Here is a 22,943-nt window from a genome sequence, read left to right on the forward strand (position 1 = left end):
AGGGTAGAAGGTAGACGCCTTACTAAAAAGCAGGTCTCCTACCAACCCCCTCCGAACCGTACGTACACCTTTCGGCATATACGGCTCTCCAGCTATCACAGAAAGCAAACAAGACGAAAATGAAACCTTATCATGGATGATACACAGCGAATCGATCCCCATCCCTGGTCCGAAGAATCCTCTTCTCTTTTGCTCCATATCGATTCAATACCTTTTTTACCGAACTCTTTTCCTTCGCTGCGATGGTTTTACATAAGCTTATAAAATGGATATGACAGAATTGGTCCCTCTGTTTCGGAAAATACTTCTTCGCCTCTGTATGAGTATCAAATAATTGCAAATCACGATTATACAACTCGATAATCTGTGGAATAGATAAATGAATGCGATTCGAAACATGACAGGCTTTCCCTCTTTTCGTGAAGGATTTAATCCAGTTCCAACATTCCTCTTCTGCTATGCAAACCGTCCACTCCTGATCATTCCTCTGCCAGTCAATCTGATAGGGACCGATCACTCTCTTCCCTTTACGCTCCGGAGCCTTCACAACAATCGGCAGATGACGCTGATCAAAAGCCGATTGCAGCTGCTGTTGGTATTTTTTCACTTCCGAAAATGGAGCATCTACACAGATATGAGCCTGCGAATGAATCCGAATATAAAACATTTCCATTCCCAAAAGCGTACGTTGCACGAGGGTATCAATCGCTTTATGTAGTGTAAAAGATAATGGCTGTACACCGTACCGCTTGTAATCTGGATGTGGATGAAGCCACTTTTGGTTATGACATCTTCGAACCAACTCTAACCATCGACCATCTTGACATCGCACCTTCAGTAGCGTGCGGCAATGCTCCCAAGAATTCATTAGATCAACGGGTATCGAAAATGGAATCAACCAACTGTTAGCAGCATTTCGTAATGCACTCCCTAATTCACGAAAATCATGATGTTTCATAGTCATAGATGTTCCATGATCCACCACAAACTGATTTTCATGAACTGGAAATAGAGCCTGATGACATACCTGTAGAATTTGAATGACCGTCATCTCAGGAAGCAGCGTTTGCCCCTCCACTTTTCCCTGTGGATGCCAACGCTCCGATTGAATCAATTGGTACCATTCTTCCCATTGATAGGCACCGAGAGGGTCCGATATCGATCCCTCTGATGATTTCCATACATGGGAGTAAACATCCGGATTATAAAAGGTTCGATACAGTCGATTAAATTGGAAATTTTCGTCTTGTCTTGCTTTCCGTTCGATCAGAGATAGCATTAGTTCGGCCGATTGCATTACGCATACCTCACTTCATCCCTGTAATCTGATAACCTGCCTTCCTTCGCCATGTAACCGTCTTTCTCGATCTCAGACTACTATGAAGGCTCCGACGCCATGGGAAAATGTCATCTTCCTTTAGGCCTCTCCGTTTCAGTTTCATAGAGCTATCTGAGTAACGTAGGTTCTCCGTTCGCTTCTTTCTCAATCCATTGATTGATTGGGAGATCGTAGAGAGTACATTGACTATGGGTAACGGTCTCTGTAACCATCTCATATGCAGTTATTTTCATACCATGCATATCCCCAGTGGCAGGGCCTCAAAGCTAGAGTTCAAGCAGTTTAGCCTTAACCATATTACTCCATGGTGTCGCAAGTTCTCACAACTCACTTTTTGGGCATGCGATGTTCCCTGTCCAGTTTCCCTTACAGGTAAGCCCAATCACCAGTAGGATTTCTCTCTAATCCTACACCTTTCTGGCATCTCTATGAAACCTGTACGGACGCACACCCACTCCACCTTTTTGATTGGCGATAGCAATGATCTTACCCATACAATCACCTCATTCTAAGAAACTTCCTACTCATCATATCGAAAATAAGCGTTATAAGTAAAGCTTGTATGATCTTGTCGAATGCACACTGTAGCAGCTTAACTATGCATGAACAGGTTGCTTAGGAATCCGTATCACGACCTCATAAAAATCATCATGCTCGTTCTCTTCTGTGGATATTTCCATCCCTGTTTGCTTCACTAGATCAATGGATTGTCGAATCGTGTTTACAGCAAGCCTGAGATCGCGTGTATAACTCTTGCGTCGTAGCTGTTTTTGTTCAATTTCGTTTGTCTCCATCAGCTTCTTGATCTTTTCTTCCGACTGCTTTACATTCAATTCTTTTTGAATGATCTCTTCCAGCATAGATAAAATAAGCGTTTCTTCTTTTAACGTCAATAAGGCTCTGGCGTGTCTTTCCGTGATGGTTCGTTTTAAAAGCTCGTTTTGAACTTCTGTTGGTAACTGGAGTAGCCGAATTTTATTGGCAATTGTGGATTGCCCTTTTCCTAATTTCTGGGCTAGCTCCTCTTGTGTGAGAGATTGAATCTCGATCAAGTTCTGATAAGCCCTCGCTTCTTCAATCACCGTTAAATTCTCACGTTGTAAATTTTCAATGAGTGACGCAGATGCGGCTTGATGATCTGACATGTCTTTAATTATAGCTGGAATGGTAGGAAGCCCTAAGCGAAGAACTGCTCTCCATCTTCTCTCCCCCGCAATAATTTCATACCCCTTTTGTTTTCTTCTGACCACAATAGGTTGAATAACTCCATGTTGCTGAATCGTCTGGCATAATTCATCCAACCGTTCATCCTCAAATATCGTACGCGGTTGATAAGGACTGACCGAAATCTCTGCTACAGAAATATCCTTCATTTGCTCCGCTATCTTCTCTGATAAGCCAAAGAAACGAGTAAAAGGCTCTTTCATACACTTACCACCTGCGCCTTCCTATGCATAATAAATTGGGAGGGATTGGTATACATTTCGCTACATGTTAGCAACTACCTGCTAAAAAAGAAAAAAATAGGACCTCCTATGTTTCACGTGAAACATAGGAGTGTATTATTTGACTGTTCGAATAAGAATGTTTCTACCGTGAAAATGTAAAAAACAACGAAATATGATTGACCCTTTCATTCTGCACTTGATAGAATCGTTGGAGAGAAGAATTTCATCCATAATTAGGAGGAATACATATGAATTCACCAGTTTATATAGGTAATGATCAAGGATACTATGGAACGAAAGTAGTATCTAAATCTAACGGAAAATTCTATAAAATGTTTATTCGCAACATGGTAGTACCAAACCGAGTGGGAGAAATTACATACAACAATGATCCTCATAACATCATGTATCGGGAGCGTGAAGGGGATCGCGAGTGGTTCTGTGGAAAGCTTGCAGTTGAACAGTCTGGAGATGACGAGTTATTTGATTCCCATAAGCGCCGTCTGTTTAGTCCAACTTGGTTTCGTGAACAAGAGTATCAAATTATGTTCCGCGTCAGTACAGGACTCATGCTCCAAGGTAGTAACGAGCCTGTTGTATCCGTAGCTTTACCAACAGATAGCTATATTGACTATAAAGAAGAGTTAAAACGTCGCCTGATCGGACGACATAGCTTCGAAGTGAAGCAAGGAAATCTCCCTTGGCGTCGAATTGAGTTTGAAATCAAGAAAGAAAATCTCTATGTGATCAGCCAACCGATGGCCACTCTCTTCCACATCGCGCTTGATCGTGATGGAAAGTTGCTGAATGAAGATCTCTTTATCCAAAAAGTAAGTATTAACGATCTCGGTTTCGGTACATCTGACATTGAGACCTTGCACGGGGAGACTATTATTAAACGACAAAGCTTTACTTCCCGTCATGCCATGCTAAATGTATATACCCTCCTTTCCAAGCGTTTACTAGAGTTTACCCGCGGTATCGATCCAGAGAACAATGGTAAAGAGTATCCGATTTGGAGCTTGCCACGCATTGTTCGCTCTGGTGAGATTAGCTTTAAAGGAAAAACTCATGATATTAGCGACATCGTGAGCGAGTCCATTCGCGAAGTAGGGGAAGCGCTAGTAGAAGAAGTTTGGCAGCGTCTAGACTTTGGGGATGACATCACCTACATCATCCTAACCGGTGGCGCGTCCATTCCATTTAAACCGTTCTACCGTGAACGCTTTGGCGATAAGTTGATCTTTGCTGAGGACTACGGTATTGATGCCCAATTTGCCAATGGATTTGGTCTCTGCAAATTCTCCCAATCCAAGTCAAAAGCTCAACCAGTCAAAGATTTACTCGAAGCCGCTGCAACCATTCAACAAGAATTCACTGTTCCAGATCATTTAAGCGAAAAAGGTGCAAAGAAGAAAGTAGTCTCCGTGCCAACAAAGAAATAGCTCTGTCTTGTCTACAAACGACCTCCCTTGATATCTTTGGGAGGTCGTTTGTGTTTGTATTACTTGGACTTGTTAGTTCCAAGTCATAACTGGGAAAATACATTATTTACTAGGAGCTTTATATATGGCTACTGCGATGTTAGTGATCCTACCTAGAGTAGTCCTTCGTAGCTAGGGCGTTTTGTGGCAATGTTTGAGCGCTCTTTGCGAGTTTTGCCACTTGCCCGAAGCGAAGAAGGGCGAAGCGGACTCCCCTACTTCCTCGCTGGATCACTATTTGAGCTGTGGACAGATATAAAGCTCCGGGACTTCTACAGTAGCAAGTTTTATTTTTATCTCTTATTAGTAAACTTAACAGACTAGAAACTATGTATCTGTTTCTAGGGATTAGATTTTGTTTGTTTCTTACTCCCTTCTTCACTATTGAACTGTAGACAAATCCATGCCCCGGGACTGCCTCCAGTAGCAGATTTTATTTGTCCCTTCTCAATTTGTTCATCTAACAACTAAAAAATCAACCAAACATAATAGTTTTATCTAGAAATGACTTGCAAAAAGAGAGATAATAAAATATATAATTATAACCCGACTGCAATTACCCAAAAGAAGGAGGGAAAATATGTCTCACTTAGAACAATTTGACGTGATAATTCTAGGATCGAGAGAAAAAGCTGAACAAGCAATTCTAGCTAGCGAACAACAGGGTCAGAAGGTTCTCTTGATCGATTTAGACCTCCACGTTACGACATCGTTGATCTGTCAAGAAACCCTTTCATCGAATACGTCGCTAAGCAAAGACCACAAAATTGTTGCCCATAAGCAAGAAGTACATACCCCACTCCACAAAACAACTACATTCGTCTTTCAAACCGAATTGGTTGCTGTGGACCAAGCATCAAATGACCATACGATAGAGGATATTTTCTTACCAGATGAAGACCTTGCTTCCTTTGAAATGCCAGATATAGTACCAACACAGCCTACTATCTCATCAAGTTATCTAGAAGTGAATGATGATTTAGAATTAAAGGTAGAAGATGATTATTTTGATCCGATAGAAGAATTCGATCCCACTTTAGATGCAAGCCCTATAGAGGTCCTACTGGAATCCCCACCAGTAGCACAGGAAACGGATTCCGCACCCGAACAAGCAGAGGAACAGCCAGCTCTTTTCCAACAGGAAGTGATCGAATCAGTTGAGGAAGAGGACCCAGATGACTCGGTTTCAGCTACTAAGAATCAACCTGAATCCATTTTACCGAGTCTTCTCTGGAATCGGGAAAATTCGCTCAAAGATCGTCTCACTAGAGAGCATACTAAGATCCCTGCTGGTCTGCAAAGCTCTCTTACCAGTCCTTTGTTTGATAAAATGCAACAGACTGATAAAAAGACCCTAACTCAATCAGACATTGATTTAGAGGAGTCCCACCCTTCTACCGAAGAATCAGACACACCTGTTGAACCGACCTCAGATATACCAGATCTAGCAGAATCAATATCAGAGCTGAAATTAGAGGAAACGGCATCAGAATCAGTTGAGAACCGGAATCTGGACACCGAATTTGTATTCTCGTTTCAGAACACAGCTACAGAACCACATCGCGCCTATAAGGAACGTGATATTCGCTTAAGAAAGAAGTTTTCTCAGTCCGGACAACGCAAGCCCTCTCTTGACACATTTGAGTTCTTTTCCAAAGAATCGGAACAAGCATCCGAGCAAAAGGAATCCGTAGAGCCGGTCGAGGTAGAGACTCCAAAACCATTAAAGAAAACATCTAACTTGATTTCTCTTACCTTATTGGAGAAGCCAAAAGATGCCCAGTCCCATACGACAACCCATCTAGAAGATGAACCGGTAACAACAGATACCCCATTTTCTCCTAGAAGGCGTTCTCGTACGCAAAAGAAAAGTAGACTGTTCCAGAATATTGATCTAAGTGTGGAAAAGGATGCATCAAAGGACCTGAAAAAAAAGAGTATAGAGACAAAAGGTGATCACTCCCCTTTTGATCTATTCTCCTTCTCACCTGAAGGCGATCTTAGCACAGGCAAGAGTAGTCATCATGTTGATAAACAGCTTCTCCATGAGAAGGAGAATGACTTGAACCCATTTGCTCCTCCACAAAAAAATGGATTAAAAGCCGATGAAATTGAGTTTGAAGACGCCTATGGATATAACTCATGGGAGGAATTCCTCACTCCTATTTCCCAGAACAATCGCAAACGACAAGAGCTCGATCAAATCGAAAAGCGAAAGCTTGCTCTGCGTGGGTTGCACAACTTAATTGATAATCTTGGATAAAGAAAGCGAATCCTATCGTTGGTAGGAATTCGCTTTTTTTACTATATAATAGGCTGTTTTACTGGCGTACCTGCTTTTCGCGGATATGCTTTCGGGGTATGATCCCGTTTACCTAAGTGCACCAGATGGCGGCTTCCCATCTCGTCGGGTAGCGTGAGTTTTCGTACCTCCACTTGGTTCTTACCTAAGACGTGAAGGGCACGCTTAGCTTCCGCTACTTCCTCATCGACTGCGGAACCCTTCATCGCGATAAAACTTCCACCTACTTTTACAAATGGTAGACAATATTCAGCGATAACATTTAGCTTCGCTACTGCACGAGCGGTCGCTAAGTCAAACATCTGACGATACTCTTTTTGATGGGCAAAGTCCTCTGCTCGCCCATGTATACAGGTCACATGTTGTAAACCAAGTTCTGCCGCTACTTGCTCGAGAAACTGAATCCGCTTCCGTGAAGAGTCTAACAGCACTACTTTCCAGTCTGGATTGGCAATTGTAAGCGGGATTCCTGGGAAGCCTGCTCCCGTTCCTACATCGATCATGCGGATCTCTGACTTCCCTTTCTCTCCTAATTGCAACATCAGGGTAAGGGAATCATAGAAGTGCTTTACATACACTTCCCTCTCCTCTGTAATTCCCGTCAAATTCATTACTTTATTGGTTTCAACTAATAGATGAAAAAACTGATCAAACTGCTTTAGCTGTGTCTCATCGAGATCGATTCCCCATGGTTTCACAGCCTCTTGTAACCACAATCCCTGCTCCAAACAACATCCTCCTTCAAAAATGGGTCCGGCTTTCACCAGACCCATCTCATTATGCTTCAACTGCTTTTGTTCCCTGTTCCATATGCACCATCAAGATCGAGATATCAGCTGGGTTCACACCTGAAATACGTGTTGCTTGTCCTAGCGAAATCGGACGAATTTGCGCTAATTTCTCTCTTGCTTCCGAAGATATACCCGCAATCTTAGAGTAATCGATCCAATGGGGAATTCGCTTTTCCTCCATCTTCTTCATCTTCTCTACTTGTTGTAGCGATTTCGAGATATAACCCTCGTATTTTAGCTGGATTTCTACCTGTTCCGCTACATCTGGCGACACAGATTCCTCTGGCGGTGCCATTCTCACAATCTGTTCATAGCCGAGCTCCGGACGCTTAATTAAATTCGCTAACTCAACCGCATTATTGATTTCGTTTGTCCCCATATCGCGTAAGATTTGCTGCACTTCGGGTGTTGGACGTACTTTCGTCTCACGAAGACGGGCTATCTCACGGGCAATCGCTTCTTTCTTGGCAGTAAAGCGACTGTAGCGATCCTCTTTAATTAATCCAATCTCGTGCCCAATCTCCGTTAGGCGAAGATCTGCATTATCATGGCGCAATAAGAGACGATATTCCGCCCGCGAAGTAAGCAAACGATACGGTTCGTTTGTCCCCTTCGTAACCAGATCATCAATCAAAACACCAATATATGCCTCAGATCGATCTAGCACAACGGAATCCTTACCCTGTACCTTTCTCGCAGCGTTGATACCTGCCATAACACCTTGAGCCGCGGCTTCCTCATACCCCGAAGTACCGTTGATTTGTCCAGCTGTAAAGAGTCCTGGTACTTTCTTCGTCTCCAAACTAGGCCATAATTGCGTAGGAACAATCGCATCGTACTCAATCGCATAGCCTGTCCGCATCATCTCAGCTTTTTCCATGCCTTTAATTGTACGCAACATCTCAAGTTGTACGTCCTCTGGCAAGCTTGTCGATAATCCCTGAACATAAATCTCCTCAGTTTCGCGCCCTTCTGGTTCAATAAAGATTTGATGGCGATTTTTATCCGAGAAACGAACGATTTTATCCTCAATCGATGGGCAATAGCGCGGACCTCTCCCTTCAATCGTCCCGGAATACATCGGAGCACGATGCAAGTTTTCTTGAATATATTCATGGGTTTGCTCGTTCGTATAGGTTAGCCAACAAGGAAGTTGATCCGTGATGTACTCCGTTGTCTCATAAGAAAAGGCACGTGGAGTCTCGTCCCCAGGCTGAATTTCCATTACACTGGTATCGATGCTCTTCGCACTAACCCGTGGAGGAGTCCCCGTTTTAAAACGCACCATCTCAAAGCCTAACTCCTGCAAATGGAGGGCTAAGTTAATCGATGGCTGTTGATTATTCGGACCACTTTCATAAGCTAAGTCTCCAATAATAATCTTCCCTCGTAGATAGGTCCCTGTTGTAAGCACCACGGATTTCGCATAATAACGAGTACCTGTTCGGGTCACAACACCCCGGCACTCCCCATCCTCTATGATAAATCGCTCTACCATATTTTGATGAATCTCTAAGTTTGGTTCTTGCTCCAAAATCCGCTTCATCTCACGTTGGTATAACAATTTATCAGCTTGAGCACGTAGCGCATAAACAGCAGGCCCTTTACCCGTATTTAACATTCTCATTTGGATATGGGTCTTATCTATATTTTTCCCCATCTCTCCGCCAAGCGCATCCAATTCCCGTACCACATGACCTTTCGCAGGTCCCCCTACGGATGGATTACATGGCATATATGCAATGGTATCTAAACTTAATGTTAGGAGTAGTGTCCTACATCCCATGCGAGCCGAAGCAAGCGCCGCTTCACATCCTGCATGGCCCGCACCGATGACGATCACATCATATTGATTATTCATCTTGATCTCTTCACCTCATCATTTCCCTAGACAGAATTGGGAGAAAATCTGGTCAATCAGGTCTTCCGCCACCGCATCTCCAATTACTTCCCCTAGATACTGCCATGCATTTTTTAGATCGATCTCCACTAAGTCTAACGGCATCCCGAGTTCAATCCCGTTTAGCACATCTTGGATACTTTTTTGAGCCTCTTCCAGCAGATGAATATGGCGCGCATTGCTTACATACGTACTATCCGCCATCGCTACTTTCCCTGTAAAAAATAAAGAGGAAATCGCTTCTTCTAACTGGTGAATCCCCTTCTCTTCCTTCAAAGAAGTTGTAATAACGGGTGTATGTTCTAAGATAGATGAACGCACCTCTTCAATGGAACATTTACCAGGCAAGTCCATTTTGTTCATAATCACGATCGTCGTAACATGCTTCACCTGCTCTAAGAGTCTGCGATCCTCCGCTTGTAATTCCTCTGCTTGATTTAGCACTAATAACACCAAATCAGCCCGTTCTAAAGCTTGACGAGAACGCTCGACTCCAATCTGCTCTACCAGATCTTCTGTCTCCCTGATGCCCGCTGTATCTAATAATTTAAGCGGAATCCCGCGAACGTTTACATATTCCTCAAGCACATCCCGAGTCGTTCCGGGGATATCGGTCACAATCGCTTTATTCTCCTGAGTTAATACATTCATCAAAGAGGACTTCCCGACGTTAGGTCGCCCAATAATGGCAGTCGCGATTCCCTCACGCAAGATCTTCCCTTGACGAGCTGTTTGGAGTAATTCGTCAATATGATTCATGATATATTCGCATCGTTCTTGTAAAAACTGACTCGTCATGACCTCAGCGTCATATTCAGGATAGTCCACATTTACCGCTAAATGGGCTAACGTTTCCACGATCTCTTCCCGCAATTGTTGGATTAGCTTAGATAAGCGTCCCTCTGCTTGTTGGTTTGCTACTTTGGCTGCACGATCCGTTTTCGCACGAATCAGGTCCATCACAGCTTCCGCTTGGGATAAATCAATCCGACCGTTTAAGAAGGCCCGCTTTGTAAATTCCCCTGGTTCTGCCAAGCGAATTCCGACAGACAGCAGAGCCTTGAGCGTTGCCTGTACAGGAATAAGTCCACCGTGACAACTAATCTCTACCACATCTTCTCGGGTAAAAGTTCTGGGTGCACGCATCACTGTAACAAGCACTTCATCAATCCGTTCTTCCGTTCCCGGATGAACCATATATCCATAACGCACCGTATGCGTTGGCGTTTGTTGTAAGGATTCCTTACCTGCATATAGTTGATCTACTTTTTCAATTGCTTGCGGACCACTCACACGGATGACAGCGATACCGCCTTCTCCTAGTGCAGTTGCAATCGCAGCAATTGTATCATTTTCAAATTGCATCTTACTTCACCTCGATCATCATAACACAATTTTACAATTCCCTTCAAAGATGCAGTTTAACAAAAAACGCCTCCTAGTGAGGATTCAGTTTGTCGACAAAAGCTACATTTGTTTACAGTCTGAATTCCCTCACACAAGAGGCATTTTTCACAGTTGTCATCTTCTACGCAGTTGCTTTTCCTGTTTTTTTGCGGCTGAAAATCATGTACTGCAAAATAGTAAAGATATTTCCGTATACCCAGTACAATGCAAGAGCAGAAGCCAAGTTGGAACCAATGACTAAAATCATAATCGGCATAATCCAAATCATAATCCGTGTCTGTGCACTATTCGCACTTCCTTGGGCAATCATTTGAATGTATGTCGTAAAGGCTGCAATGATCGGGAAGATAAAGTATGGATCAGGCTTCCCTAATTGAAGATATAAAAAGGTTGATTTTGCAATCTGTGGATCAAACTGAATCGCTTGATAAAAGGCAATAAAGATCGGGATCTGTACCACCATAGGTAAACATCCTGACATCGGATTTACATTATGCTCTTTATAAAGCTTCATCATCTCTTGCTGTTGCTTCTGTTGATCTTTTTTATATTTAGCACGTAACTTCTGGATCTTCGGCTGAATCACTTGCATCTCTTGCATACTTCTTTGTTGTTTAATGGATAAAGGTAGAATCAATAAACGTACCAAAAAAGTAACGATTAGAATCGAGACCCCATATGTACCAAACAAATCATAAAAATAGTCAAGTAATTGAGACAGCGGATGCACGAAGTATTTAGCCCAAACGCCTGATGATGGGTCAATGCTCCCCGTCGGCGAACATCCTGTAAGTAGCGCAAAACTAAGGATTAGTACCGTTAGCACAATCCATTTGCGATTTAAGTAACGCACGTCCTCTCCTCCTTTCAGGTCATCCCAAGCTATATATGTATCTTTTTTTCTGGAACAGGATCCATTCCACCTGGATGAAACGGATGACACTTTCCAATTCGCATCATCGTAAGCCATGTTCCTTTCACAAAACCAAATCGTTGATAGGCAGTTAATCCGTATTGTGAGCAAGTCGGATAAAATCGACAAGTGGGCTGGGGTTTTAAAGGAGAGATAAATTTGCGATAAAATCGGATCAGAATAATGGCAAAGTCCCTCAAACGATCTCTCCCCTTCTACAGTCCCGTGTATTTTTTCTGAAGAGCTTGGCTCGTCTAAATACATGACGTAAACTCGATTCCACTTGGTAGAAATCCATCGTAGCAGCAGGATTGCGGGCGATGATCACAACATCGGTTCCTTCTTTTAAATCAGGAATCCAGTGTCTGGTAACTTCCTTTACTAATCGTTTAACACGATTGCGAACAACCGCATTACCTACCTTCTTACTCACCGATATACCGATGCGAGGTCCAGAAAGACTCCCAGCCCCAGCTTGACGTGGAGAGATGTATACAACGAACTGACGATTGGCAGCAGAAGTTCCGAAGCGAAACACACGACGAAAATCATTCCGACGCCTCAGTCTATATTCCTTTTGCATCCAGCTCCCTCCTTATCTCACATTATCGGCAGATTCATCCTTCTATAAACGATTCCCATATAGAGAAAAAGGCCACTCTACTTAGTGGCCTTTCATTATGCAGAAAGTACTTTTCTGCCTTTTCTTCTACGAGCCGCTAACACTTTGCGACCGTTTTTTGTACTCATACGAGCACGGAAACCATGAACGTTTTTACGTTTACGTTTAGATGGTTGGTAGGTACGTTTCATATTATTTACCTGGTAATTGTCGATCTATGACAAATCAACAAACCGGACATACGCCGACCAGGGTGCCTCCCTTCATACGATAAAATGAAAAATTTCCGTAGACAATCTTCCACATTATAGCTTTATCCCTGTTTCATGTCAAGAATAGAAGAAATGTGGATAACTTGTGGGAATCAAACGGGACTTATCCACATTTCTCCACTACTTATTCACTCATTATCCAGAAGTTATCCACAATCACACAACTTGTGGATAAAAAGTTATCCACAGCCTGTGGATGGTGTGGATAAACGGATATGTCCATTGTAAATACTGGTATATTCTGATATTCTATTGTTGTTTTCCCCGTGGATAACTTTTTTGTCTCCATTAGTTATCCACAATTGTGGATAACTTTCTATCCTTCTGATCATAATCTGTGGATAGACATATGGATAACGATCTTGTGGATAGTGTGGATAAGTTGGTTTAACCTAGATATCATCTAAATGAATACTGTGGATAACATGGAAAAAATAATTTTTTGGAAGGAGGGTTCTGATCATTGTGGAACATGTTAATGACTTATGGAAAAAAAGCCTTGATTTGATTCAATCGAAGATAAGCAAACCCAGCTTTGAAGCTTGGCTAAAACAAACCGAAGCAATCGAACTCCAGAGCAATAAATTGATCATTGGAGTTCCCTCTACCTTTGCACAGGACATGCTCTCAAATCGTTATTATTCGATGATAAAAGATGCTGTTAAAAAAGTTTCGGGGACAAATCTGGAGATTGAGGTGATCAGTCTTGGGACTGAACCGATTCAAGTACAAGGGGAATTACCTGTTCAGCAAATAGCAAAAACACCTCATTCTAAATCAGAAGAGGGAAAGAAAGACACAGAAGCTCCACGTCGTGCAACCACTTCCCATTCGAATGAAGAACCAAGTGAAGAGGCCGATGAAGAAATCGAAGGGTTTGTTCAGTCACAGTTAAATCCCAAATATACATTCGATACATTTGTAATTGGATCCGGGAACCGTTTTGCACACGCTGCTTCTCTCGCTGTTGCCGAAGCACCCGCTAAAGCTTATAATCCTCTCTTTATATATGGAGGAGTTGGTCTCGGAAAAACGCACTTAATGCATGCCATTGGCCATCACGTACTGGCTCATAATCCGAATAGTCGTGTGGTATACCTGTCATCTGAAAAATTTACAAATGAGTTTATCAATGCGATCCGGGACAATCGAGCTATTGGTTTCCGTAACAAATATCGAACTGTGGATATCTTGTTAATAGATGATATTCAATTTTTAGCAGGCAAAGAGCAAACACAAGAAGAATTCTTCCATACATTCAATGCTCTGCATGAAGAGAACAAACAAATTATCATCTCCAGTGATCGTCCTCCTAAAGAAATCCCAACACTAGAAGATCGCCTGCGCTCTCGTTTTGAATGGGGATTAATTACCGATGTGCAGCCCCCCGATCTAGAGACCCGTATCGCCATCCTTCGAAAAAAAGCAATTGCCGACCAGCTGGATGTGCCAAGTGATGTACTGGCTACCATCGCTGATCGAGTGGATACCAACATCCGGGAATTAGAAGGAGCTCTCATCCGCGTCGTCGCCTATTCTGCCTTAATGAATCAACCGATCAGTGCTGACTTGGCAGCCGAGGCATTAAAAGATATAATGCCCAATGCTAGACCGAAAGTTATTACGATCTCCGATATTCAGCAGGCAGTTAGTACTTACTATCGGTTACGCGTTGAAGATCTAAAAAGCAAAAAACGCACGAAAACGATCACTCTCCCACGTCAAATTGCGATGTTTATCGCACGTGAGATGACTGATTACTCCCTACCGAAAATCGGTGAAGACTTCGGAGGCAGAGACCATACAACGGTCATCCATGCCCATGAAAAAATCAACCGTGCTCTTCTCAGTGATCCACATCTCCAGCAGGCAGTGGATGAATTAAAGAAACGAATTTTGCGAGGTTCCTAGGTTGCTGTGGATACTGTGGATAATTTTGACAAACTTATGCACACTTTATCCACAGCGTGTTTAGGCTTCATATCTAGCTTTAACCTACTTATCCACAGTATCCACAGCCCCTACTACTATTACTACGGTTTTTTTATTAAATAATATATATGTATATGGCTCACAAGACACATTCATGCTATATTTTTTCTTTATCCACAATTGATTGACAGAGGTGAGGAACTCATGAAAATCCGTATTGCCAAATCGGTACTCGTAGAAGCGGTAGCACAAGTTAGTAAAGCGGTATCTCAAAAAACGACGATTCCCGTTCTAACAGGTATGAAAGCAATCGCTGATCAAGAAGGGTTGCTTCTAACAGGTAGTAACTCTGATATCACAATTCAAGTAAGGATTCCTCATGTAAAAGAGGATCAAGAACAAGTATTTGTGGAAAAAAAAGGAAGTGTTGTCATTCCAGGTAAAATCTTTGGAGAGATGGTAAGGAAGTTACCTGGTGAGTATGTAGAATGGGAAGTAAATGAGCGGTATCAAATTACGATTCAATCAGGTTCGACTGAGTTCCAACTACATGGATTTAATCCAGACGAATACCCTCGCCTTCCACGTCTATCAGAGGATCAGGTTTTTTCGATTCCGGCTGATGAGCTTCGTTCATTAATTCGGCAAACTGGCTTTTCAGTCGCAACCAATGAAGCTCGAGGCGTGTTGACAGGCGTTTTATGGCAACTAGAAAATGGGGTTCTCACCTGTGTCGCCACAGATAGTCACCGTCTCTCTAGGCGCCTGATTCCGACTCCAAACACAGGTCAACTGTCTTTGGATAACGTAATTCTCCCTGGTAAAAGTATGAGCGAGCTAGCGAAAACCTTTGCCGATGACGAGGATTCGGTTGAAATCGTCGTGGCGGATCATCAACTGTTGGTAAAAAATGAGCATATTGAATTTTACTCTCGTCTTTTAGATGGTACCTATCCGGATACCAATCGAGTGATTCCACAATGCGGTGACACAGAGTTGATCACTTCAACCAGAGAATTGTTACAATCTGTTGAGCGTGCTTCTCTTATTAGCCGAGATGGACGAGATAATGTGATAAAATGGACGATGAGTGATGACACGGTGGAAGTTACCTCTGTGTCGCAAGATATCGGGAGCGTTACAGAAGAAGTGAAGGCTCGTGTAAAGGGGACTGCGCTGGGGATCTCGTTTAATGCACGTTACATGATTGAGGCGCTTAGATCGATTGATAGTGATGAGATTCGCATTCAATTTACAGGGACGATGACTCCATTTATCATTCAGCCTGCAGACCGTGAAGACACGTTGCACCTCATCGTACCGATCCGTACGCGCTAAAAAGAAGGATGTTGAGTCATGAAGCACGTATATATTGACGGGCCCTATATTCAGTTAGGGCAACTATTAAAAAAAGTAGATGCCATTGATAGTGGTGGTTTCGCAAAGATGTTTTTAGCCGACAATGAAATATATGTCAATCAAGAGCTAGAGAATCGGCGAGGTCGAAAGATTTATCCACAGGATGTTGTGGATATCCGAGGCTTCGGTCGTTTTCTCATATTGTCTGAGAAATAGGGGGTTGCCCAGGTGCGTGTTCAGTCACTAGAGATCCAGCGCTACCGCAACATTTCTCAGCTTTCACTTGATTGCCCACAAGATCTCCACATCTTCGTAGGCCCCAATGCGCAAGGCAAGACAAACATCTTAGAATCTCTCTATCTCCTTGCGCTTGGAAAATCGCATCGAACCCGTTCTACAAAGGAATTAATTCAGTTTGGCGAACAACATGCGATCTTAAAAGCGCGGGTCAAACGAGATGAAACCGGATCCAGATTAGAGGTACAGTTGCGCGATCTGGGAAAAAAAGTTAGCATTAATGGGATCGAGCAATCGAAGTTAAGCCAGTATATTGGCTTCTTACCCGCTATTCTGTTTGCCCCAGAAGACCTCGCAATTGTCAAAGGTAGCCCTCAAATTAGGCGGCGTTTCTTGGATATGGAGATTGGACAAGTGAGTCCTACCTATTTGTACCATTTGTCTCAGTTACATAAACTTCTTACTCAGAGAAATAGTTTGCTGAAAGGACTCGGTACAAATAAAAAATTCCAAGTTGAATTTTTAGATGTATACGATGAACAACTCATGTCTCTTTCCCTAGAATTGTGGAGAAAGAGATTTCATTTTCTCAAGCAATTAACGGAGTGGTCACAAGAGATTCATCAATCTATCACGAGTGCCCATGAAGAATTGCTGATCGAATATCTTCCCTCCATCCCCATTACAGCCGACATGTCGATTGAAGAATGGCGCACGGTTTTTCAAGCTGAGTTACAAAGAGTTCGCGAAAAAGAAATCCGCAGAGGCTCTACGCTACTCGGACCGCAGCGCGATGATTTTCGATTGGTTGCGAATGGATTGGATCTTCATACATTTGGTTCACAGGGGCAACAGAGAACGGCTGCCCTTTCCTTGAAATTGGCTGAAATCGAGCTGATTCATCAGGAAACAGGTACATACCCCATTTTACTATTGGATGATGTTTTATCGGAGCTAGATGATTCGAGGAAAACGCATCTACTAGAAGCGATTCGAGGGCGGGTTCAAACGTTTGTTACCACAACGAATCTAGAAGGAATTGACGGGGAGACGCTGGCTAAGGCACGGATTTATCAAATCCAGCAAGGAAACATTCGGGAGTTGAGGTGAGAATATGTACATTCACTTAGGTGGAGATCAAGTTGTAAGGGCGAGGGATGTGATTGCCATTTTGGATCATCAATCCATGGATTCGCGCTCCTTTTTAGAATCGAGCAAACAAGCAGGTCGGCTAGTTGATATTCCAGATGATGAAGTGAAGTCGTATGTTGTGACGCCTCATCGTGTGTATCCTTCTCCCATCTCTTCCGTTACCTTGATGAGACGGGCAAGGCAAATCCGAGTTTTTCATAAAAACAAATGAAGTTGATTCATGAGAGAGTAGGTGAGTAGATTGACTGCACAAAACAACAACAATTACGATGCTTCGCAGATTCAAGTGCTAGAAGGTCTAGAGGCAGTTCGAAAGCGTCCAGGGATGTATATCGGCTCTACTTCCAGCCGCGGTTTGCATCACTTGGTATGGGAAGTAGTCGATAACAGTATTGACGAGGCTTTAGCGGGCTTCTGTGACACCATTCAAGTCATTGTAAACGAAGATAATAGTGTTACCGTTATCGATAACGGACGGGGAATCCCTGTAGGTATTCAGCCTAAGCTTGGGAAGACAGCAGTAGAAGTCGTTATGACCGTGCTACATGCAGGTGGTAAGTTTGATGGAGAAGGTTATAAGTTCTCTGGAGGCCTTCATGGGGTTGGGGTATCGGTCGTAAATGCTCTCTCTACTGAACTAGAGGTACACGTTCACCAGGATGGGAAGGTCCACTATCAAAAATATCATCGTGGAGCCCCAGAAGCGGACTTAAAAGTAATCGGTAAAACGGATCAAAGAGGAACTCACATTACATTTACACCCGATCCAACGATTTTTACCGAAACGACCGAATACGATTTTGATATCCTACAAAATCGCTTACGTGAACTTGCTTTCTTAAATCGTGGTGTCAAGATTACCATTGAGGACAAGCGTGGAGATGGAAAAAAGAAGGAATTTAAGTTCGATGGTGGAATTCAATCATTTGTCGAATATTTGAATCGGAATCGAGAAGCATTACATGATCCCCCGATTTACGTCGAAGGTGAGCGGGAAGGAATCCCAGTTCAAGTTTCGATGCAATATAATGATTCTTATACCTCGAACATTTATTCGTATGCTAATAATATCCATACGCATGAGGGTGGAACGCATGAGTCCGGCTTCAAATCTGCGTTAACACGTGTAGTAAATGATTATGCGCGCAGAAACAGCCTGATCAAAGATAGCGATAGCAACCTATCCGGGGATGACGTTCGGGAAGGGCTTACTGCAATTATTAGCGTAAAACTTGCTGATCCACAGTTTGAAGGACAGACCAAGACAAAGCTAGGAAATAGCGAGGCCCGTACAGCGACAGAGCAGGTTTTTGGTGAGAAACTAGCTGAGTTCCTAGATGAAAATCCGGCTACTGCTAAAAAAGTAATCGGGAAAGCCTTGATGGCAGCTCGTGCCCGGGAAGCCGCTCGGAAAGCTCGTGAACTGACCCGACGCAAAAGTGCGCTCGAAGTCAGCTCATTACCAGGAAAATTAGCAGATTGTACAAGCCGTGATGCGGAAATTAGTGAGATTTACCTAGTAGAGGGTGATTCCGCGGGTGGAACAGCGAAGCAAGGACGCGACCGCATGTTCCAAGCGATTTTGCCACTTAGAGGAAAAATCCTTAACGTGGAAAAAGCACGTTTAGATAAAGCCTTATCCAATGAAGAAATTCGTACGATGATTACTGCTTTTGGTACAGGGATCTCCGACGATTTTAACATTGAAAAAGCACGATATCACAAGATCGTGATTATGACCGATGCGGACGTTGACGGAGCCCATATCCGAACTCTGCTTCTCACTTTCTTCTACCGCTATATGAGACCTTTGATTGAACATGGTTACGTGTACATCGCTCAGCCCCCTTTGTTTAAGGTTTCCCAAGGGAAAAAGGAATTGTACGCGTACAATGATCGGATGAAAGACGAGTTGGTTAAAACCTTAGAAGGAAAAGGGCGAATTGATATTCAGCGTTACAAAGGATTAGGTGAAATGAACGCTGGTCAACTTTGGGAGACCACGATGGACCCTGAGAGCCGTACCCTTCTTCAAGTATCTCTAGACGATGCAATGGATGCTGATGAAGTATTTGAAATGTTGATGGGAGACCGCGTAGAGCCGCGTCGTGATTTCATCCAAGAGTATGCAAAACAAGCGAATTTAGACATCTAGAGTGGGTTGATAGAGGAGCGAGGAGTGATGAATTTTGTCAGCAAGTGAACGGATTCAAGAAATCAATATTAGTCAAGAGATGAAAACATCGTTCCTAGACTATGCCATGAGTGTTATTGTCAGTCGTGCGCTACCTGATGTGCGGGATGGACTCAAGCCTGTACATCGTCGTATTTTGTATGCGATGTATGAAAACAACATGACACCAGATAAGCCTTATAAAAAATCGGCACACGTAGTTGGTAATGTAATTGCGAAGTACCATCCTCACGGGGATTCCGCTATCTATGATGCGATGGTACGGATGGCCCAAAACTTCTCCTACCGCTACATGTTGGTAGATGGTCACGGAAACTTTGGCTCTGTGGACGGCGATGCTGCGGCTGCGATGCGTTATACCGAAGCACGATTAGCACCGATTACGCTGGAGATCCTTCGTGATATCCAGAAAGATGTCATTGATTATGGTCCTAACTACGATGGTCAATACGAGGAACCACTTGTATTACCTGCCCGATTCCCTAACTTACTGGTAAACGGAGCTGCAGGGATTGCCGTGGGGATGGCAACGAATATTCCACCTCATAACTTGACAGAAGTGATCAATGGATTGTTAATGGTCATTGATAATCCAGAGGTGGAAATAGACGAACTGATGACGGTTGTTAAAGGACCCGATTTTCCTACCGGTGGGATCATCCTCGGCTATGAGGGAATCCGCAAAGCGTTCCGTACAGGTCGTGGATCTGTTCAGATTCGTGCCAAGACGAGAATGGAAGAGTCAAACAACGGTAAGACACGTATTATCGTAGAAGAGCTTCCGTATCAAGTAAATAAAGCGAGATTGGTAGAGAAAATCGCTGAGCTTGTACGTGATAAAAAGATTGAGGGGATCACCGATTTACGCGACGAGTCAGACCGTAACGGAATGCGTGTGGTCATCGAACTTCGCCGTGATGTGAATCCAATGATCATCCTGAACAATCTTTACAAACACACTACCTTACAAACAAGCTTTGGTGTAAACACGTTAGCTTTGGTAAAAGGACAACCGCAAGTCTTAAACCTGAAGCAGATGCTTAGCCATTATCTAGAACACCAAATTGAGGTTATTACACGCCGTACTCAGTTCGATCTGAATAAAGCAGAAGATCGTGCCCATATCTTAGAAGGACTTCGGATTGCGCTCGATCATATCGATGATGTGATTGCATTGATCCGTGGTTCCCAAACGACAGTTGAAGCACGCACTGGATTGATGGAGCGTTTTGGTTTGTCTGAGAAGCAGGCGAATGCCATTCTCGATATGCGTCTCCAGCGCTTAACCGGCCTTGAGCGGGATAAAATCGAAGGTGAGTATCAAGACCTAATCAAACTGATTTCGGAACTACGTGGGATCCTAGCAGACCCTGCTAAGATATTAGCGATCGTTCGAGAAGAAGCGGTCGAGGTGCAGAGACAGTTTGGTGATGAGCGAAAAACCCGCATCAAGATGGATGAAGGTGTGATTGTAGATGAAGACTTGATTCCTCAAGAAGAGGTTTCCATCATGATGACCCATCGTGGTTACATCAAACGGATGCCACTTAACAGCTATCGTGCGCAGAAACGCGGTGGACGTGGTGTGACCGGTATGGGAACAAAAGACGATGATTTTGTTCATCATCTCTTTGCTACCCACTCCCATAATCACTTGCTCTTCTTCTCTAACAAAGGGAAAGTATATCGTATGAAAGCTTACGAAGTTCCTGAGTTAGGACGAGCTGCAAGGGGAACTCCGATCATTAACTTGATTCAAATTGATCAAGATGAGCGGATTCAGGCGATTATTACGGTAAAAGAGTTTGTTGAGGACAAATACCTCTTCTTTGCTACCCAGCAAGGAGTTGTGAAAAAGACCTCTCTCTCCGAATTTGAAAACATCCGTAAAAACGGTCTTTTTGCGATTAATCTACGCGAGGCGGACGAACTAATTGGCGTTCATTTAACCGATGGTCATCAAGAAATTCTGATGGGTACCAAGCAAGGTATGTCGATTCGCTTCCCAGAGATGGATGTGCGTAAAATGGGTCGTTCAGCTACAGGTGTCAAAGGAATTACCTTGTCAGAAGCTGACAAAGTCATTGATATGGACGTAGTGACTCCTGAGCTGGATGTTCTCATTGTGACGAAAAAAGGCTTTGGGAAACGGACTCCTATCGAGGAATACAGAGTTCAGTCCCGTGGGGGCAAAGGAATTAAAACCATGGGAATCACAGCGAGAAAAGGTGAAGTCATCAGTCATAAAGTCGTCTCTCCAGTAGAAGACCTGATGATTGTTACTCAATCTGGTATTGTGATCCGCCTAAATATTAACGACATCTCTTCCATGGGTCGTTATGCACAAGGTGTAAAATTGATCCGCGTAAACGGCGAGGAAGAAGTTGCAACTGTGGCACGTGTTCAACGTACTGATGATGAAGAGCTGGAATTGTCTCCAGAGACAGAGAATCCTTCTGAAGAAACTACCGAATAAGGTAGATATACTCTTTACAGTGTAATTTGTTGAGAATCAGATTGGGAAATTTCCGTTGTACGATGCGAAGTAATTCTTGAATGAGGATTCCTTCCATCGAGGTAGTAGCATCCATTACTTCAGCCCAAAGAGGCGACTCATAGCGGCTTAGCATGCTTAGGCTAAAAAGTAAAAGGTACTCTGCTTCTAATTCTGGAACTGGTTCAACTAGGTGATTATTTCGAATCCAAACGAAATAATCACCTTTTTTATTTTGGTATAGATAGGGGTGCCGGATCACTTGATCCTGTTTTCCTGACCAAGTAACCTGAAAGTGATTTTTCTCCCTCTCTCCATCTACCAATCGAAAAAGCCCATCCTGACTCTTGCTGTTTAACCATTCCACAAAGCGTTCTCGACTATATTTATAGTGCTCTAAAAGGGTATCTGGAAGTGTAACCACAGCATTTTCCTGATCATCCTTAACTTCGACTGGTAAAAAATGATTCCATTGGGTAACTTTATATACAGTATCTTGTATATCGGGAATCATCTGCGTCAATTGAATCGGACTGTAGTCTGTGCGGTAATGGCTTGAAAAAAGAGCTTGATAATGAGGAAAAAGTCCCTCTTTTTGCACGCGAATATCATCAGAGAAGAAACGAAATAACTCTTTCTTTTTTTTCTTCGTGGAGATTCCGTGTTTTAGAACATGTGAATTTTGTGGATAGTAAGGATCTACCGTTAAAATAACTGCTTTTAACAAGCTCATCATTCCATAATACAGATGAGTAGGCTTCATCCAATTGGTGATTTCATGAGCTGACTGAAAAATGTGTCTCGCTTGACGTATGTAAATCTGAAATGGAGTTACATTACGAAAAGAGAGTCGATCAGGATGTTCTATAGGAAGTTGTGAGTACTTGTCTTTTAGATAGTCTCGAGCAATCCATTCATTTTCAAAATAGGCTAGTTCCCCCCAGATTGCTCTTTCGGGGGATTCCGTGTATATCTCCACTTTCATGATCAAATCACCTCATCTCTTCTTACTTATCCACATTTATTCACAAGTTATACACAGGGGATGAAAGAAATATGTGGACAATGCTTTTAGAAAAGATATTTTCATTCTTGAC

21 protein-coding genes are annotated in these 22,943 nt (G+C 43.0%); 10 read left to right on the forward strand and 11 right to left on the reverse strand.

All coding sequences use genetic code 11. The features are described 5' to 3' along the window. Positions 1-130: 130 nt before the first annotated feature. The 3 genes from J2Z48_RS10055 to noc all read right to left on the reverse strand — a co-directional run bounded on the left by J2Z48_RS10055 (position 131) and on the right by noc (position 2,766). Positions 131-1,297: a group II intron reverse transcriptase/maturase gene (locus tag J2Z48_RS10055; RefSeq protein ID WP_307253161.1), complete on the reverse strand. Its 1,167-nt coding sequence runs from the start codon at positions 1,295-1,297 to the stop codon at positions 131-133. Between the two features lie 149 nt (positions 1,298-1,446). After that, a complete protein-coding gene (locus J2Z48_RS10060) occupies positions 1,447-1,572 on the reverse strand; it encodes a hypothetical protein (protein ID WP_307253162.1) in 126 nt (41 codons plus the stop codon). Positions 1,573-1,935: 363 nt separating this feature from the next. Next, positions 1,936-2,766: a nucleoid occlusion protein gene (gene noc, locus J2Z48_RS10065; protein WP_307253163.1), complete on the reverse strand. Its 831-nt coding sequence runs from the start codon at positions 2,764-2,766 to the stop codon at positions 1,936-1,938. Between the two features lie 269 nt (positions 2,767-3,035). On the opposite strand from noc, the gene J2Z48_RS10070 reads away from it, so the two are divergent. The 3 genes from J2Z48_RS10070 to J2Z48_RS10080 all read left to right on the forward strand — a co-directional run bounded on the left by J2Z48_RS10070 (position 3,036) and on the right by J2Z48_RS10080 (position 6,534). Next, positions 3,036-4,232 (forward strand): ParM/StbA family protein, encoded by a 1,197-nt coding sequence (locus tag J2Z48_RS10070; protein WP_307253164.1) that lies wholly within the window; start codon positions 3,036-3,038, stop codon positions 4,230-4,232. A 189-nt stretch (positions 4,233-4,421) separates the two neighbouring features. Beyond that, the gene (locus J2Z48_RS10075) at positions 4,422-4,595 is read left to right on the forward strand and encodes a hypothetical protein (protein ID WP_307253165.1); all 174 of its coding nucleotides are present in this window, start codon (positions 4,422-4,424) and stop codon (positions 4,593-4,595) included. A gap of 256 nt (positions 4,596-4,851) precedes the next feature. Next, a complete protein-coding gene (locus J2Z48_RS10080) occupies positions 4,852-6,534 on the forward strand; it encodes a hypothetical protein (RefSeq protein WP_307253166.1) in 1,683 nt (560 codons plus the stop codon). 41 nt (positions 6,535-6,575) lie between these two features. Here the strand turns inward: J2Z48_RS10080 and rsmG are convergent, their stop codons facing one another. The 7 genes from rsmG to rpmH form a co-directional block, all read right to left on the reverse strand. Continuing rightward, entirely contained in the window at positions 6,576-7,301 is a 726-nt protein-coding gene (gene rsmG, locus J2Z48_RS10085) for a 16S rRNA (guanine(527)-N(7))-methyltransferase RsmG (protein WP_307253167.1), read from the reverse strand. Between the two features lie 49 nt (positions 7,302-7,350). Beyond that, positions 7,351-9,225 carry a tRNA uridine-5-carboxymethylaminomethyl(34) synthesis enzyme MnmG gene (gene mnmG / locus J2Z48_RS10090; RefSeq protein ID WP_307253169.1) on the reverse strand — a complete coding sequence of 625 codons (1,875 nt, stop codon included), beginning with the start codon at positions 9,223-9,225 and terminating at the stop codon, positions 7,351-7,353. An 18-nt stretch (positions 9,226-9,243) separates the two neighbouring features. Beyond that, positions 9,244-10,629, reverse strand: a complete 1,386-nt coding sequence (gene mnmE / locus J2Z48_RS10095) for a tRNA uridine-5-carboxymethylaminomethyl(34) synthesis GTPase MnmE (RefSeq protein WP_307253171.1) — start codon at positions 10,627-10,629, stop codon at positions 9,244-9,246. Positions 10,630-10,792: 163 nt separating this feature from the next. Further along, a complete protein-coding gene (yidC, locus tag J2Z48_RS10100) occupies positions 10,793-11,524 on the reverse strand; it encodes a membrane protein insertase YidC (RefSeq protein WP_307253172.1) in 732 nt (243 codons plus the stop codon). A gap of 29 nt (positions 11,525-11,553) precedes the next feature. After that, complete coding sequence (yidD, locus tag J2Z48_RS10105) at positions 11,554-11,784, reverse strand: membrane protein insertion efficiency factor YidD (RefSeq protein WP_307253173.1); 231 nt, start codon at positions 11,782-11,784, stop codon at positions 11,554-11,556. Further along, positions 11,781-12,167: a ribonuclease P protein component gene (gene rnpA / locus J2Z48_RS10110; protein WP_307253175.1), complete on the reverse strand. Its 387-nt coding sequence runs from the start codon at positions 12,165-12,167 to the stop codon at positions 11,781-11,783. The genes yidD and rnpA overlap by 4 nt, the downstream gene beginning before the upstream one ends. Before the next feature lie 95 nt (positions 12,168-12,262). Then, complete coding sequence (rpmH, locus tag J2Z48_RS10115) at positions 12,263-12,397, reverse strand: 50S ribosomal protein L34 (protein ID WP_093290982.1); 135 nt, start codon at positions 12,395-12,397, stop codon at positions 12,263-12,265. Positions 12,398-12,943: 546 nt separating this feature from the next. Here rpmH and dnaA point away from each other — a divergent pair. From dnaA to gyrA, 7 genes are all read left to right on the forward strand, one after another. Further along, on the forward strand, positions 12,944-14,389 hold the full coding sequence (gene dnaA, locus J2Z48_RS10120) for a chromosomal replication initiator protein DnaA (RefSeq protein WP_307253179.1): 1,446 nt from the start codon (positions 12,944-12,946) through the stop codon (positions 14,387-14,389). Between the two features lie 225 nt (positions 14,390-14,614). Then, a complete protein-coding gene (gene dnaN / locus J2Z48_RS10125) occupies positions 14,615-15,748 on the forward strand; it encodes a DNA polymerase III subunit beta (RefSeq protein ID WP_307253181.1) in 1,134 nt (377 codons plus the stop codon). 18 nt (positions 15,749-15,766) lie between these two features. After that, positions 15,767-15,985: a S4 domain-containing protein YaaA gene (gene yaaA, locus J2Z48_RS10130; protein ID WP_072332209.1), complete on the forward strand. Its 219-nt coding sequence runs from the start codon at positions 15,767-15,769 to the stop codon at positions 15,983-15,985. A 12-nt stretch (positions 15,986-15,997) separates the two neighbouring features. After that, positions 15,998-17,116, forward strand: a complete 1,119-nt coding sequence (gene recF, locus J2Z48_RS10135; RefSeq protein ID WP_307253182.1) for a DNA replication/repair protein RecF — start codon at positions 15,998-16,000, stop codon at positions 17,114-17,116. 4 nt (positions 17,117-17,120) lie between these two features. After that, positions 17,121-17,369 (forward strand): extracellular matrix regulator RemB, encoded by a 249-nt coding sequence (gene remB / locus J2Z48_RS10140; RefSeq protein WP_307253183.1) that lies wholly within the window; start codon positions 17,121-17,123, stop codon positions 17,367-17,369. A 30-nt stretch (positions 17,370-17,399) separates the two neighbouring features. Beyond that, complete coding sequence (gene gyrB / locus J2Z48_RS10145) at positions 17,400-19,313, forward strand: DNA topoisomerase (ATP-hydrolyzing) subunit B (RefSeq protein WP_307253386.1); 1,914 nt, start codon at positions 17,400-17,402, stop codon at positions 19,311-19,313. Between the two features lie 31 nt (positions 19,314-19,344). Continuing rightward, positions 19,345-21,828, forward strand: a complete 2,484-nt coding sequence (gene gyrA / locus J2Z48_RS10150) for a DNA gyrase subunit A (RefSeq protein ID WP_370872921.1) — start codon at positions 19,345-19,347, stop codon at positions 21,826-21,828. On the opposite strand, the gene J2Z48_RS10155 is transcribed toward gyrA, so the two are convergent. Beyond that, the gene (locus J2Z48_RS10155) at positions 21,818-22,831 is read right to left on the reverse strand and encodes a YaaC family protein (protein ID WP_307253188.1); all 1,014 of its coding nucleotides are present in this window, start codon (positions 22,829-22,831) and stop codon (positions 21,818-21,820) included. The two genes, gyrA and J2Z48_RS10155, sit on opposite strands and share 11 nt — an antisense overlap. Positions 22,832-22,943: the final 112 nt, after the last annotated feature.

Origin of the sequence: Croceifilum oryzae (genome assembly GCF_030814315.1) — a bacterium.
In the GTDB taxonomy this organism is placed as follows: Bacteria; Bacillota; Bacilli; order Thermoactinomycetales; family Thermoactinomycetaceae; genus Baia; species Baia oryzae.